The following is a 14,736-nucleotide window of genomic DNA, read 5'->3' on the forward strand; positions in this document are numbered from 1 at the left end:
TTGGCCCCTGCGGGATGGAGCCGGCCTTCAGAGAGTGCGTGAGAACTACCAATTTGATGAACCGTCATCCTGAGGGCCGTTTTGCGAGCAAGCGTTTTCTTCAGCTTGCGAGTCCGGGGTCCCCGATCGCGCCGCTTTTGCGCGATTGGGGTGGAAGTAGGCCCGAGGGACCTTGCGTTTTTCTAGCACAGCACAAGGTCCTTCGGGCCTACTCGCATGCTGGTAAAAGCGCATGCTCGCTCATGGCCCTCAGGATGACGAATCAAAATAATTTCCTAGCGTCCCACAATCTTCTCCGGCCTTCTGAACATCTCCACTTCTTCGTTCACCCGGCTGTCGCGTCGCGCCCGCCCGTTCGCATACGACGCCTTGATGAATGCGTTGAACAGCGGATGCGGCTCCAGCGGCTTCGACTTGAATTCCGGGTGGAACTGGCAGCCCAGGAAATAAGGATGATCGGGGATCTCCACGATTTCCACGTACGTGCCGTCCGGCGTGCTGCCGGTGAGCCGCAGGCCGCCGCCGGTCAAAATGGCTTCATATTCGCGATTGAACTCATAGCGGTGGCGATGGCGCTCGCTGATCTCCGTCTTGCCATACGCCTTGGCCGCCTGGCTGTTGGGTTCCAGTTTGCACGTCCACGCGCCCAGACGCATGGTGCCGCCCAGCTCGTCAATGCCGCGCAGCTCGCGCAGCTTGTAGATCACGCGGTGCGGCGTGGCCTGATTGAATTCGCTGGAATCGGCGTCTTCCAGACCGCAGACGTTGCGGGCAAACTCAATGCACGCCGTCTGCATGCCCAGGCAAATGCCAAAGTACGGAATCTTCTTCTCGCGCGCATAGCGGATGGCGTTCAGCATGCCCTCGATACCGCGCTTGCCGAAGCCGCCCGGGACCAGGATGCCGTCAAAGCCTTCCAACTGGACTTCGTAATCGCGATTAGCGGCGTCTTTGTTTTCCAAACCTTCAGCTTCCACCCAGGTCAGGTTGAGTTTCAAATTCTGCGCCGTCGCGCCGTGCACCAGCGCTTCCTTCAGAGACTTGTAGGAGTCTTCATACTCCACGTACTTGCCCACAATCCCAATGTGGACTTCATCTTTGGGGTTGTAGATCTTGTGGACCAGTTCTTCCCAGCGCGCCAGGTCCGGCTCTTTGGCTTCCATGCGGAGGTATTTCAGCAGGAGCGCGTCCACGCCTTCTTTGGCGAACACCAGCGGGACTTCGTAAATCGAAGCCACGTCTTTCGCCGTGATCACCGCGCCTTCTTCCACGTTGCAGAACAGCGCGATCTTGCTTTTCAGGTCGCGCGACAGGAAACGGTCAGTGCGGCACAGCAGGATGTCCGGCTGGATTCCGATGCTGAGTAGCTCCTTCACCGAGTGCTGCGTGGGCTTGGTCTTCAGCTCGCCCGCCGCGCCGATCCACGGCACCAACGTCACGTGGACGAACAGCGTGTTCTCGCGACCCAGCTCCTGGCGCATCTGACGGATGGCCTCCAGGAAAGGCAGCGACTCGATATCGCCCACGGTGCCGCCAATTTCCACCAGGACAATGTCCACGTCCTGCGCCACCTTCTTCATGGCCGCTTTGATCTCGTTGGTCACGTGCGGAATCACCTGCACGGTCTTGCCCAGGTAGTCGCCGCGGCGCTCCTTGGTGATGATCTGCTCGTAAATGCGGCCGGTGGTCCAGTTGTTGTCGCGCGAGAGCTTGGCGTGGGTGAACCGCTCGTAGTGGCCCAGGTCCAGGTCGGTTTCCGCGCCGTCGTCGGTAACGAAGACCTCGCCGTGCTGGAACGGCGACATGGTCCCCGGATCAACGTTCAGGTAAGGGTCAAACTTCATCAGGTTGACCTTGAGCCCGCGGCTCTCCAGCAGACAACCCATGCTGGCCGCCGCCAGGCCCTTGCCGAGTGAAGACACAACGCCGCCGGTCACGAAAATATATTTCGCTGCCATGAACTCCTCGCACAAATGGATTGGTTATGTAGGTCGTGCTGAGTGAAACAGACGGAACCCGGCCTTATGCAGGCGGGCGCGAAACTGAATTTTGAGGGTGCTGCTCCCCGGCTCGAAAGTGGATTTCTCCAGTGGCCGTGAAACCAATTGGGGTGCACGAGTAATTATACAAGAAGAGGGCTGTGGAAAGGAGGGTACATTATTGACTTTTTCAATCCAATCTCCAGCGGAGGACGCAACTTGATCAAACTGAGGACCGCATCAATCGAACAAAACGTCAGCGAATTTTCCGAATTTTGTCTTGGCCCTTCAGGTCCAGGTTGAGCCTGATTTCCGGCTGCGGCAACTTCTTGCGGACCAGCAATCTGGGGCGGCGCCAATCCCAAATCAGCAAAATAATTGCGCCAACATAGCCGGCAATCAGCAACCCGAAGAAGACGCCAGCCATGAAAGGCAGCGGCCGCAGCCAGCCCGCCAGGAAACCGAACGTGGTAGAGGACAGCACCAGAGGCAGAATCAGCCACGATGCCCGGGACCGTGTGCGCTCCAGCCGGGCCTTGCAATTCGGGCAGGCCAGCTTCGACCACGCAGACCAGTCATAGGTGACAGGGGTGCTTACCTGATGATCGCATCGTGGGCATCTGCTGAAAGCCATGGAAACCTCGCGTACTCAATTCAAGTCTGCGCCGCCTGGAGCCCTGGGTCAAGGCTGATAACGGAGCGATCATTTGACGTTCTTCGCGGATCGCCTAATTGCAAGCAAGAAATCACTGCGAAGTCGTTCTCTAACCTATACAATGACAAATCGTCAAGAATACATCGCATGAAGACTGGTCCGAAGGTGCTCATTGGAGCTGTTCTTTTCGTGGTCGCACTGGTTGTATTCGATATCGCCTGGGACGCATCTGCAGTGGCGCGCGGGCGCCTCCATGCGCGGCTCGACATCGCGCACGGACACCATAAGATTCTCGGCTATGGCCTGCCGCCTCCTGAACGAACCGAGTATGCCCGTCTGCTGAAACAGCGTTATGCAATTGAGTTTGAGGCTATCGCAGATTGCATCGTCTCGAAGTCCCTGGTTGCCTATGCCGACGCGTACGATCAGGTGGTTATAGAAGCCACAAAGCGGAAGTTTGGCCGCGATGTTTTTTGGGAAACCTGGGAAGATGCGCAACGAACCTGGGTGCACGATACCGTCACTCACCGGGCCATCAAGAGCGTCGACTACTTGTTCCATTTTCCGCCGGCCAAAGCGCGAAATGTGGAGTGCTTTCAGGCTCTTCCTTCTGGATCGTCTATGCAGCAGATCGTCGAACATTGTGGCCGTCCGGACGCAGATATCGGCAGGGAGCTTTATGTGTTCGTCTATCACCTGGACAATGGCTCGGATGCCACCATTACTACGCCCTATCTAAGGCGCCCCGTTCAAATCATTTATAGCTCTTCTCTTTCACCTCATTACTAAGAGACGCAAGCAATTCAGCAATTTTCCCCGCAAGATTTCCTCCCTCGGCGTTCTTACTTCAGCCACCACCACCAGGCCCCAAGCTGTTTCAGAAGGTAAGGAACTGTGATTCCTGACTTAGTGCGCTGCGGCGGCGTTCGTGGTTGTTCCGAATGCCGTGTCGTTCCCCGTCCGCCACGCGACTTTTATCACGCAAACCAAGCAAGCCATATCTACTTCCCAAAAACGAAAGGCATTCTCTATGAGAACGTCAACCAACTTGTCACGCAATTACATCTTTTCATCGCTGAGAGAGCCGCTGATCGTCGCCCTCTCTTTCGCGCTGGCAACTTTGTTCGTCGCCGCGCTTACCGCTCATGCACAGGAACCAGCGCCAGCGCCGGCAGCACTCGGCTGGGTCGTCATCCCGGTGGACGAATACCAGCATCTTCGCGCCCGGGCGTTTCCCGCTGAGCGCGAACCTGAGCCGCCTCCGGTGGAAGCCACGCTCACTCGCGTGGACTATGACCTGCGCATCGTCGGCGACCTGGCTACCGGCCGCGCCAGCCTCACCGTGGACGTGATCAAAGACGGCTGGGTGCGTGTGGCCATTCCCAGCGGCCTGCTGGTGCGCGAAGCCCGGCTTGACGGCAAACTGGTCTCGCTGGTCCCCGGCCCGGCGGGCAAAAGCGGTAGCCAGCTATCCGCCATGCTGTCTCACACCGGACGCGCCCTTCTGTTGCTGGACATCGCGCTGCCGGTGAATGCTTCCGCCGGCGAGGAGAGCATCTCGCTGCCTTCCACAACTTCCGGCGTCACGCGCGCTTCCATTCAGCTTCCCCGCCAGGGCGTGGACGTGAAGCTGAGTGGCGGCCTGCTGGCGGAAAAACAAGAAACCGGCGCGGAGAGCAAGTGGCTGGCGTACGCGCGCGGCGGCGAACCGCTCACCCTCACATGGCGCCGCAAAATGGACGACCATCGCCAGACCCAGCCGCTGCGTCTGCGCGGATCGTTGACTGAATTGCTCGGGCTGGGCGAAGACGCAACGTCGGTCTACGCCGAAGTCAGCCTGGAGATTCTGCAAGGCGCCGCTAAAGAAGTTCGCATACAGCTTCCCGACAAAGTCACCGTCAACCAGGTCACCGGGGCCATGGTCGCCGACTGGGAAATCAAGTCCGGCGAACTTGCCGTCACATTCCTCGAGCCGGTCGAACAAAGCGCGCGCTTTGTCATCACCGGAGAAACGCGCACGCCGCGCGAAGGCAAGATCGAAGTCCCGCTGATGCGCCTGCTCAACGCGGAGCGCGATTCCGGCGGCATTGCCGTGGAAGTCCTGGGCGCGGGCGAGATCAAAGACCAGAAGTTGCAAGGGTTGGAGAACGTGGACGCCTCCGACCTGGGCGAGATGGTGGCCGGCCGCCAGTCGCCGTCCCTGGTGGCGTTCCGCTTCCGCTCCGGCGACGCCAAGTCCGCGCGCTCGCTCACCGTGAACGTGGCCCGCTACGAACAGCAGGCTGTGATGATGGCCAACATTGAAGAGGCGCGTTATCAGGTGCTGCTGAGCAATGAAGGCAAGACCCTGGTGCAGGCGCGGTACGCCGTCCGCAACAACCAGCGGAATTTCCTGAAGCTCACACTGCCCGCGGGCGCAACGATTTGGAGCGCGTCGCTTGCCGGAAGGCCAGTCCGTCCCGGGCAAGCGCCGGACGGCGGCCTGCTCCTGCCACTCGAAAAATCCCGCGCCGGCGACGACGCTCCGGTCTTCGCGGTGGAAGTGCTGTATCTAGTCCGCGAAAGCAAGTGGACGGACCGCGGCAAGGTCCGCATGGCGCTGCCTGCGCTGGATCTCCCTATTTCGCGCACCGGCCTGGTGCTCTATCACTCGCCGCAGTTTCATGTGACGTCAGAGCCGGGTCCGTTCCGCGTGGAGCCGTACACCAGACCGATGTCGGTGGCGTTCCAGCCGGTGGGCGTCGGCAGCGGAATTGATCTGCATTACAAGGAATACGGTTCTGAGTTCGGAAAAACGAAAGGCGAGATTAACGACAAGCCCGTATCCGCCCCCGCCAGGGCTCTGCTCGACGACTACCGCGCCAAATTTGCCGGCGGCAAAGAAGCCAAAGTCTTGCCGGTGCATGTCTCGTTTCCGGCTTTTGGCTCGTCAGTGTTTCTGGTTTCCGAACTGACGGCGGAGAACCAGGCCCCAGCCATTGAACTCAGCTATCAGCGCGACAAGAAGGACGGTGGAAGATGAACTTCACAAAGACACTCAACAACGCCATGAACACTCTCAAGCAATTCATAGTTTTCACCATGATCTTCTCTGTGGTCGCTTCAACGCTCTTCGCTTCAACGACGGCTTCGGCTGCGGAGAAGGCTCCGGCGCCCGCTCTGCCGCTGCCCGCCACCGGCAACGTCACGCTTACGCTGGGAGAGTATGACCGCCTGGTGGACCTGGCGAACAAGGCTGCGCGCAAACATGACGTGCCGCCCGTTTCGTACACGCTCAAGCGCGCTGATCTAAAGCTGCACGTGGCCGAGGGATCTGTTCTGGGCTCGGTGCAACTCGATGGAGAGATCTTCGGCAAAGGGTCAGCCAAAGTCCCGCTCACCAGCGGCATGACCATCCTGAATGCGAAGCAGGAAGGCCCCAACGGGAAAGAAGGAAAGACGCTGCCGCTTCTCCAGGAAGGCTCCACGGCAATGGCAATCCTGAGTGGCCCGGCGGAATTTTCCGTCGCACTCGATGCCGGCATGCCAATGACCATTGAAGCCGGACGCGCGCAATTCAGCTTGCCGGTTCCCGCGGCGGGCAGCGTGCGGCTGTCGCTGGTCATCCCCGGCGACCACACCAACGTGCGCATCAGCCCCGGCCTGATCACCAACCGCACTTCCGCCAACGGCCAGACCACGGTGGAAGCCGCGCTGGTCCCGGGACAGCCGGCCAGCATCTGGTGGCAGACGCGCGAACTCGCCGCGCCGGTGGTGCCCAAGGAAGTCCGCTTCCTTTCTGACGTGAAGACGCTGGTCACCGTCACCGAATCTGACCTGCGCCTGGCCGCCCTGGCCGACGTGACTGTGGTGCAAGGTGATCCCACTGAATTCAAGATCACCGTGCCCACCGACTACGAAATCACTGACGTCAGCGGCGCCACCGTGGAAGGCAGCGAGATCACGGGCGACGAACTCATCGTCAAGCTCAACGCCAGCGCGCCGCGCTCCCACCAGTTCCTCATCACCATGGAGAAGCCGCTGGCCGGCGTCGCCAAATTGGAAACTCCATTTCTGAATTTCAAAGATACGCAGCGTGAAACCGGCGAGGTCCTGGTGGAAGGCACCGGAGCTATGGAGCTGACGTCCACCGAAGGCGGGAGCCTGAAGCGCATGGACGTGAAAGAAGCCAACCCGTATCTGCGATCGCTGGCGCGCTATCCGATGCACGCAGCGTTCCGCTTCCATCGCCAGCCCAATGAAGTTCCCAAGCTGGCGCTGGCGTGGGTCCGCTTCCCGGACAGCTCGGTGCTGGCCGCGGTGGCCGAGCGCGCCGTGGTCACCACGCTGGTCACCACGGAAGGCCGTTCGCTCACCGAAGTCAAGCTCACGGTGAAGAACCAGGCACAGCCGTTCCTGAAAGTTGACTTGCCCGCGGGGGCGACGATTCTTTCCGCCGAAGTGGCCGGCGAGAAAGTGAAACCGGTGCAGGGAACGGACGGCAATCGCGTGCCCCTGTTGCGCGCCGGCTTCCGTCCCACGGGCGCTTACGAAGTCACGTTTGTGTTCATGCACTCGGGCGCGCCGTTCGCCAAAAAAGGCGGATCAGAACTGGCGCTGCCCAGCATGGACGTCCCCATCAGCCTGCTGCAGTGGGAAGTGTTTCTGCCGGAGCAGTACAAGGTGAAGGACTTTAGCGGCGACGCCATCGCCATGAACCTGCTGCAACGAGGGAGCGTAGTCAGCGTGGAGACCAAGTCTGGAACTGGCAGTTTCGGAACGCCCACGTCCGCGTTTGCCGGCATCCAGGAAAATGAAGGTCTCGACAACCTGGCCGTCTTTGTTCCCGGCGTCGTTCCCGGCGTCGAGGAAGCACGGCCTGACGGCGGAGCGAGTGCAGCGGGTTACCTGACCGGCGTGGTTACCGACCAGCAAGGAGCGGTCATTTCCGGAGCGCAAGTGAAAGTGATAAACCAGGACACCGGCGTGGTCTACACCGCCACCACGGACAGCTCGGGCTCCTGGAGGATCGCCAGCGTCCGCTCCGGCAGAGTCAAAGTTGAAATCTCGGCGCGCTATTTCAAGACGGCCACGTACGCCGCGTTGGATTACAACGCCAGTCGCGGCGGCTCGATGGGCGTGACCAAGCTCGTCGTCGGCGCAACCACCACCACGGTGGAAGTCACCGCGGAAGCGCCGATGATTGACACGTCGCAGTCGCAAGTCACCCAAACGTTCAGCGGAAACGCCTTGACCACCTATGCCGGAGTGAACTCAAGTGGTTCGGGCGGCCGCAGCAGCGACAAGAAAAAAGACCGCGACGCCAGGAAACAACTGGTGGAGCAACAGAACCAGGCGTCGGCCAACGTCTTCAACCTGCAAAAGAAAGTATCCGGCGTGCTGCCGGTGCAGGTGGACGTTCCGCGGGCGGGCAATTCGTATCTCTTTGCCCGCGCCCTGGTGCTGGATGAGGAGACCAAGCTGACGTTTAACTACAGGACGAAATAAGAATCAGCCGCGAATTTACGCGAATCAACACGAATGGGATTCTCCGATTCGCGTTTTTCGCGTTCATTCGCGGCCAGATTTGTTCGCGGTCACTTCACATACTTCGGCTGCTCGCCTTTGCTCCACGGATCGTAGCCGTGGGCAAACCGTACGCGGTCGGGGATGGCGGGGTGGTCGTAGTACCAGAAGACCACGAGCTTGCTGGGGTAAGGATACGAGTAGCTCAATTCGCCCAGCACCTGGAAGGCGTGTGCGGCGGCTTCCTGGGAGTTGGCGTTGATGCCGTGCGTGACTTCCAGTCCGTAGACATCGGCGTTGTGTTCGATCTGCCGGCCGATCGTACTGCCGATCGGTTGTGCGATGAAGCCGAGAATTCCGAAGATCAAAAAGATCATGGGCACGGCTGCCCAGTCGCCCAGTTCGCGGATTTGCCAGCGCTGGCCGTAGCGGCGCAGGAACCATCCCGAGACCCGGTACAAGACGAACAAGCCCAGCAGCAACCCCAATTCCCCGGCAACCAGTCCGATCACCACGTGGTTGAGCACGTAGTGCCCCATCTCATGGCCAAAGACAAACAGCGTTTCCGGCGTGCTGGCCTTCTGGATGGTGTTGTCCCACACCACCACGCGCTTGGACGGTCCGAAACCGGTGACGTAGGCGTTCAAGGTGGTGACTTTTTCGCTGGCCTTCATCAGGAACATGCGGTCGCGGGGAATGCTCAGGCCGCCGCGCGCGGTCACCCGTTCCAACTGCTGCACCAGTTCGGGATTGGTCTTTTCCAGCGGTTCAAACTTGTTGAACATGGGGTCAATCACAACGGGCGTGATGATGAAAAGGAGTACGGAGAAGGGGATGGAGAGCAGCCAGATCTGGAGCCACCAGTACCGGGGACTCTTGCGGATGCGCTTGATCAAGGCCCATAGTGCTACGGTGCCGATTACCAAAGAAATGACCTCGCCCTTGAGGACGTCCGCGAACCACGATCCCCAGCCCTGAACGCTTAGTCCGTATTGCAGGCTGATGCTGTGCTGGTAGGCGTCCAGCGGCCAGCCTACAACGCTGATGGTGAGCAGCAACAGCGGGACAAAGACCATGGCTTGAAGAAAACTGTAGCCAGCGGCTTTCTCCGCCCAGTCGCGATACCGCGCGCCGATTCCCAGATACAGAATCCCCAGCAGCACCACGAACGACCAGACGAGATCAATGATCCTCAGTTTCCCGCGCAGATCGTAAAGCGCCTTGGCTTTGGCCAGCTTGTCGGGAGTCAGAGTGTACTCGGTGGTTGGCTTCGCAGGAGCAGGCGCGGCCTGCGGTGCAGACGCCGTGGGCGCAGGTGTTGCGGACGAACCCGCGGGTGCGGAAGCTGCCGGCGAAGCAGCGGGCGTTTGCGCAGCGGCAACGTTGGCCAGCAGCACAGAGCAGAGCAAGAACAGAACGAGGGAAGAAAAGGTTCGCATGGCAGAAGGGCCTCTCCAAAGCCGAATGTTGGAACCGGGCAAGATAGCAGAAAACGACTGAGGGCGAGAATGTTTTTCGCAAGTCGCCTGGGCTCCTCGCGCTTATGGACCTCAAGTTCCCGCGAGTTAGAATTGATCCAGCAAAAGCAGTTTTTCCGCATCTAAGTAAGTTGGAGGAGTGCTTCTCATGAGGCGGCTCGTTCAAATCCCGGCTCCGTTAATCCTGGTCTTCTTACTTTTACTTACGTGTCTTTCTCTTTTCGCCCAGCAGAACCCCAAACACCTGGTTCTCAAGGACGGCTCTTACCAGTCGGTAACCAAGTGGGAAGTCCAGGGCAACCGTGTTCGCTACTACAGCGCCGACCGCTACGTCTGGGAAGAGTTGCCCAACGACCTTGTAGACTGGCCGGCCACGGAGAAGTACAACGCGGAACGCGAGGCGCTGCGCGCGGAAGAAGTGAAATCCATCGCCAAGTTGAATGAAAAAGAAGCCGTGGAGAACCCCATGGTTGCCCCCGGGCTGCGCCTGCCCGACGGCGGCGTGTTCATCCTGGACCGCTACCAGAGCCAGCCGCAGCTGGTGGAATTGACGCAAAACAGCGGCGAACTCAACAAGCAAACCGGCCACAGCATTCTGCGCGTGGCCATCAACCCGCTGGCAAAATCCTCCAAGCAGACCATTGAGCTCCCGGGCGAGCACGCGCGCACACAAGCCCACGTCCAGGAACCGGAGATCTGGATCAACGTGGAAACGGCCGGCGTTTCGCAGCCAGTGCCATGGGAAGACGACAACAAACCGGCAACGAAGCCCGACCGCGGAGGAAAGAAACAGAAAGAGTCATCGCAGGCGCATGGGAAGTCCAAGGCCAGTGATCAAGACCAGCCAGCCGAGCCGCCGCAGCGCTATCGCATCGCGCGCATGGAACAGAAGAAGGAAAAGCGCATTGTGGGCCAGCTGAACGTCGCCCTCTACGGAAAGATGAGCCAGAAACAGAACTGGGTGAAGACCACGAACACGCCCGCCGGCAGCGGCTGGATCAAGGTGACTCCGCTGGAGCCGCTTACGCCCGGCGAATACGCCGTGGTGGAAGTCCTGGACCAGGAAAAGAACGAAATCAATGTTTATGTCTGGGACTTTGGCGTGAATCCCACGGCCCCCGCCAACATCAACGCCTGGACGGCGCGCAAGCCGGACGTCGGCCCCGATGGCAAAGAGAAGCCGCCGGAGTTGGAGAAGAGGGAGAAGTGAAGCACTTAGCACTTAGCAATTAGCCAAGACTGCTTCTTCTGCAATCCCGAGCGGAGCGAGGGATCCCTATCGACAGAATGAAGGCTTTGCCGCGAATACACGCGAATGAACACGAATAGAAGAGTCGCATTCGCGATTCCGCGTTCGTTCGCGGCTGGTTTTTTGATTGGGAGTCTTTGTGATGAGAGGGATCCCTCCCCTTCGGCCAGCTCAGGGTCGGGATTTCAGAAAAAAGCTTACTTCAGTATTCCCTGCTGGGCCACCGCGATGTTGTCGCGGCTGGAGTTCTTCACCATGTACATCATCTCGTCGGCCTGGCGGATGATCTCGTGCGAACTCTTGGCATCTTCGGGATAGGTCGCCAATCCCATGCTGCAGCGGATCTGCAAATTGAGGGCGTCTTCTGCCAGGAAGACGGTCTTGCGCATCATGTCCTGGATGCGTTTGGCCACCACCAGGGCGGACTGCTTGTCCGTTTGCGGAAGCAGGATGACGAATTCGTCGCCACCGTAGCGGAAGGCGTAGTCAATCAGGCGGAGTTGCGATTTGATCTTGAAACCGATTTCCTGGAGTAGCTTGCTGCCCACCAGGTGACCGTAAGTGTCGTTGACGTGCTTGAAGTGGTCCAGGTCGAGGAAGATCACGCTGAACTCGTAGCCGAAGCGCGCCGAGCGGTAAACTTCCGACTCCAGCGTCTTATAAAGATGACGCGCGTTGTAGAGGCCGGTGCAATCGTCGGTGATGGTGAGTTCCTGGATCTTTTCCACGGCGCGCGCGTTATCAATGGCGATGGCGGCGTAGTCGCAGAGAGCGTGCAGGAAGAACATTTCCTGCTCGCCAAAGCTTTCCATGGCGCAGTTGATGAGCTGGATCACGCCCAGCACGCGGTGCTTGGACTGCAACGGCACGCAGATGATGGACCGGGTCTTCCACTTGGTCATTTCGTCCACGCGTTTGGCAAAGCGGGGATCGTTGTAAACGTCAGGGACGATCAGCGACTCTCCGTAGCGGGCCACCCAGCCGGCAATGCCTTCACCCATGCGCATGCGCACGGTCTTAAGAGTTTCCGCGGCGTCGCCCACGGCGATGGCGAAGTACAGTTCGTCCTTTTGTTCGTCCACCATGAGCAGGGACCAGGTGTCCGGGCGGAAGAACTCCGCCATCTTGTCCATGATGGTCTGGAGGATCGAATCCAGATTAAGAGACGAGGTTAGGGCCTTCGCAACATCATTGAAGATGGCGACTTCCTGCAGTTGCCGCTTGCTTCTACGTTCAGGTCCTGCATCCTCGGTCATGTAACGGGTATTTCCTTGTGTGCTCACGGAGAAAGTCTCGGTCTTTGGCGTATTATCGCCCGATTTAATGAAATCGGCAACCTCACAATCGTCCGGAAATCCGCGGGTCATAGCACTTCAGTACCTTGGAAGTCCTTGTCCAATGGGCAGTTACGGGGCGGTTTTGATTTGACATGGGAGGTGGACTCTCCCTATCATGAGCCACTTACGGGCTTAATTTAAAAGGACATAAGGCTTCCCCCATGGGTTCATTTGGAGACCGGCTGCGTCGTGAGCGGGAGATGCGAGGCATCACCCTGGACGAGATTGCCGAATCCACAAAAATCTCCCGCAAGAACCTGGAATCCCTGGAAAAAGAGGATTTTGACTCCCTGCCCGGTGGCATTTTTAATAAAGGCTTTGTGCGCGCCTATGCGCGTTACCTGGGAATTGACGAAGAACAGGCAGTCGCCGACTACGCCGCCAACAGCCACGAAGCGCCTCCGCCGGAAGACCAGTTTCCGTTGGAAATCCACGAACAGCCCGACCGCAAGCTCAATCCTCGGGTTCCCCGCTGGCCTCTGATCGGAGCTGTGGCCGCGATCATTGTGATCGGCATTGGCTATACGCTTTGGGCCAAGAAGAGCCACCAGCGAGAGACTACGGGCACGGTCAGCGCAGCGGAACCAGCAAGCGCGACTACCGGCGGACCGTCCAAAGGCGGATCGTCCAAAGGAAGTTACAAGGCGCCATCCACCACGTCGCAGCCCAGCGAGCCGGCTGCTTTGTCATCGGCTAGTGCGGCTCCTGTTGCAGACAATGTGCCCGTGCCTACGCCCGCTCCGGTGAAGCAGAATCCGGTTCGGGAAATGGCTGCAGCCGTGGTCCCGGCCAAGACAGCGGAACCGTCTGCCAGCCCGGCTGCACGGGTCAAGCCGCAGCCGCCAGAGCGAACCTTTTTCATTGTCATCAAGGCCAAGGAAGACGCCTGGATTTCCGTGGTCGCTGACGGACGCCAGGTGGCCCACGGCACGCTGCGGGCTGACAAACAGAAATTTGTGAAAGCCGGGCGGAAGATCATCGTCACCACGGGGAACGCCGGCGGGTTGGAACTCAGCTACAACGGGAAGCCGCTGGGGGTGATCGGCAATGAAAGTGAAGCCCGTACGCTTACCTTTACTCCTACGGGCCTGGCCGAATAGCTGGAGTAGCGTGCCCAGCGCGCCGCGACTACAATGAATTAGAGTCCATTTCAAGCCCCAAAAACCGCCATTCAGGCGTGTTTCGCGCAGGGGCAACACCGAAGCATTGTCCCTGGGCCGGTCCTTAATTTAGTCTTTTCGATGGTATCCATGAGGTTGGTTCCGACGGCGGCAAGCATATTTTTCAGGAGGAAGTACAAGTGGCTTCACGGGAACGTTTTTTGTTTACATCGGAGTCGGTCACAGAAGGCCATCCGGACAAGATTGCAGACCAGATTTCTGACGCTATTCTGGACGCGTGTCTGACGGAAGATCCGCATAGCCGCGTGGCCTGCGAAACCCTCACCGCCACCGGGCTGGTGGTGATCGCCGGCGAAATTACCACCAACACGTATGTTGATTTCCAGAAGATCGTCCGCGGCGTGGTCCAGTCCATTGGCTATGACAACGCGCTGTACGGATTTGATTCCAACACCTGCGCGGTGATCTCCAGCATCAACAAGCAATCCGGCGACATCGCCATGGGCGTGGACACCGGCGGCGCCGGCGACCAGGGCATGATGTTCGGCTATGCCACCAACGAGAACGAAGACTACATGCCTACGCCCATTGATCTGGCCCACAAGCTGACGATGCGGCTCTCAGAAGTCCGCAAGAACGGCATGCTCCCGTACCTGCGGCCGGACGGCAAATCGCAAGTCACCGTGGAATACGATTCCAACCACAAACCCAGACGCGTGGACGCCGTCGTGATCTCCACCCAGCACGCTGACTCCATTGACAACGAGACGCTGCGCGCAGACATCATGAAGCACGTGATCCAGGCTGCGATTCCCGCCAAGTTCCTGGATGCTGACACCAAATATCACATCAATCCCACCGGCCGGTTCGTCATCGGCGGTCCCATGGGCGATACCGGCTTGACCGGACGCAAGATCATTGTGGACACCTACGGCGGCATGGGACGTCACGGCGGCGGCGCGTTCAGCGGCAAAGATCCGACCAAGGTGGACCGTTCGGCGTGCTACATGGCCCGCTACATCGCCAAAAACATTGTGGCCGCGGGTCTGGCGGACCGCTGCGAAGTCCAGTTGGCGTACGCCATCGGCGTGGCCGAGCCGGTCAGCGTCCTGGTGGATACCTTCGGCACGGGCAAGCTGGCGGAGGACACGCTGGAGCAGCTGGTGCGCGACAACTTCCACCTGACGCCCAAAGGCATTATCGAATCGCTGAAGCTGCGGCGTCCTATATATAAGAAGACCGCGGCCTACGGACACTTTGGCCGCAAGGACCCCGACTTTACCTGGGAAGCCACCGACAAAGCCGCCAAGCTGAAAGAGCAGGCGCAGGGCGCTTCCAAGGTGGGCGTGGCAAAGTAAGTGAAGCCCGGCGTAGAGACGCGGCACTGCCGCGTCTGGAGCCGTAGCAGTGCT

The 14,736-nt window shown here is 59.3% G+C and carries 10 protein-coding genes; 6 read left to right on the forward strand and 4 right to left on the reverse strand.

Annotation, left to right across the window (positions count from 1 at the left end; genetic code table 11):
• Window positions 1–275: 275 nt before the first annotated feature.
• Both LAO20_14670 and LAO20_14675 read right to left on the reverse strand, forming a co-directional pair.
• Entirely contained in the window at window positions 276–1,958 is a 1,683-nt protein-coding gene (locus tag LAO20_14670; GenBank protein ID MBZ5532673.1) for a CTP synthase, read from the reverse strand.
• A gap of 277 nt (window positions 1,959–2,235) precedes the next feature.
• Window positions 2,236–2,613 (reverse strand): hypothetical protein, encoded by a 378-nt coding sequence (locus LAO20_14675; GenBank protein MBZ5532674.1) that lies wholly within the window; start codon window positions 2,611–2,613, stop codon window positions 2,236–2,238.
• Between the two features lie 168 nt (window positions 2,614–2,781).
• Between LAO20_14675 and LAO20_14680 the strand changes: the two genes are divergently transcribed.
• From LAO20_14680 to LAO20_14690, 3 genes are all read left to right on the forward strand, one after another.
• On the forward strand, window positions 2,782–3,423 hold the full coding sequence (locus tag LAO20_14680; GenBank protein MBZ5532675.1) for a hypothetical protein: 642 nt from the start codon (window positions 2,782–2,784) through the stop codon (window positions 3,421–3,423).
• Between the two features lie 241 nt (window positions 3,424–3,664).
• Window positions 3,665–5,656 (forward strand): hypothetical protein, encoded by a 1,992-nt coding sequence (locus LAO20_14685; GenBank protein ID MBZ5532676.1) that lies wholly within the window; start codon window positions 3,665–3,667, stop codon window positions 5,654–5,656.
• Window positions 5,653–8,121, forward strand: a complete 2,469-nt coding sequence (locus LAO20_14690) for a carboxypeptidase-like regulatory domain-containing protein (protein MBZ5532677.1) — start codon at window positions 5,653–5,655, stop codon at window positions 8,119–8,121. Before LAO20_14685 ends, LAO20_14690 begins: the two co-directional genes overlap by 4 nt.
• Before the next feature lie 89 nt (window positions 8,122–8,210).
• On the opposite strand, the gene LAO20_14695 is transcribed toward LAO20_14690, so the two are convergent.
• The gene (locus LAO20_14695) at window positions 8,211–9,578 is read right to left on the reverse strand and encodes a M48 family metallopeptidase (protein ID MBZ5532678.1); all 1,368 of its coding nucleotides are present in this window, start codon (window positions 9,576–9,578) and stop codon (window positions 8,211–8,213) included.
• A gap of 187 nt (window positions 9,579–9,765) precedes the next feature.
• Here LAO20_14695 and LAO20_14700 point away from each other — a divergent pair, with 187 nt between their 5' ends.
• Entirely contained in the window at window positions 9,766–10,827 is a 1,062-nt protein-coding gene (locus LAO20_14700) for a hypothetical protein (protein MBZ5532679.1), read from the forward strand.
• Window positions 10,828–11,063: 236 nt separating this feature from the next.
• Here LAO20_14700 and LAO20_14705 read toward each other — a convergent pair whose 3' ends face one another.
• Window positions 11,064–12,122 carry a sensor domain-containing diguanylate cyclase gene (locus tag LAO20_14705; protein MBZ5532680.1) on the reverse strand — a complete coding sequence of 353 codons (1,059 nt, stop codon included), beginning with the start codon at window positions 12,120–12,122 and terminating at the stop codon, window positions 11,064–11,066.
• Window positions 12,123–12,364: 242 nt separating this feature from the next.
• Here LAO20_14705 and LAO20_14710 point away from each other — a divergent pair, with 242 nt between their 5' ends.
• Together LAO20_14710 and metK are read left to right on the forward strand one after the other, a co-directional pair.
• Window positions 12,365–13,303: a DUF4115 domain-containing protein gene (locus LAO20_14710; protein ID MBZ5532681.1), complete on the forward strand. Its 939-nt coding sequence runs from the start codon at window positions 12,365–12,367 to the stop codon at window positions 13,301–13,303.
• 200 nt (window positions 13,304–13,503) lie between these two features.
• On the forward strand, window positions 13,504–14,682 hold the full coding sequence (metK, locus tag LAO20_14715) for a methionine adenosyltransferase (protein MBZ5532682.1): 1,179 nt from the start codon (window positions 13,504–13,506) through the stop codon (window positions 14,680–14,682).
• Window positions 14,683–14,736 lie beyond the last annotated feature (54 nt).

It is taken from the genome of Terriglobia bacterium (genome assembly GCA_020072815.1).
In the GTDB taxonomy this organism is placed as follows: domain Bacteria; phylum Acidobacteriota; class Terriglobia; order Terriglobales; family Acidobacteriaceae; genus Angelobacter.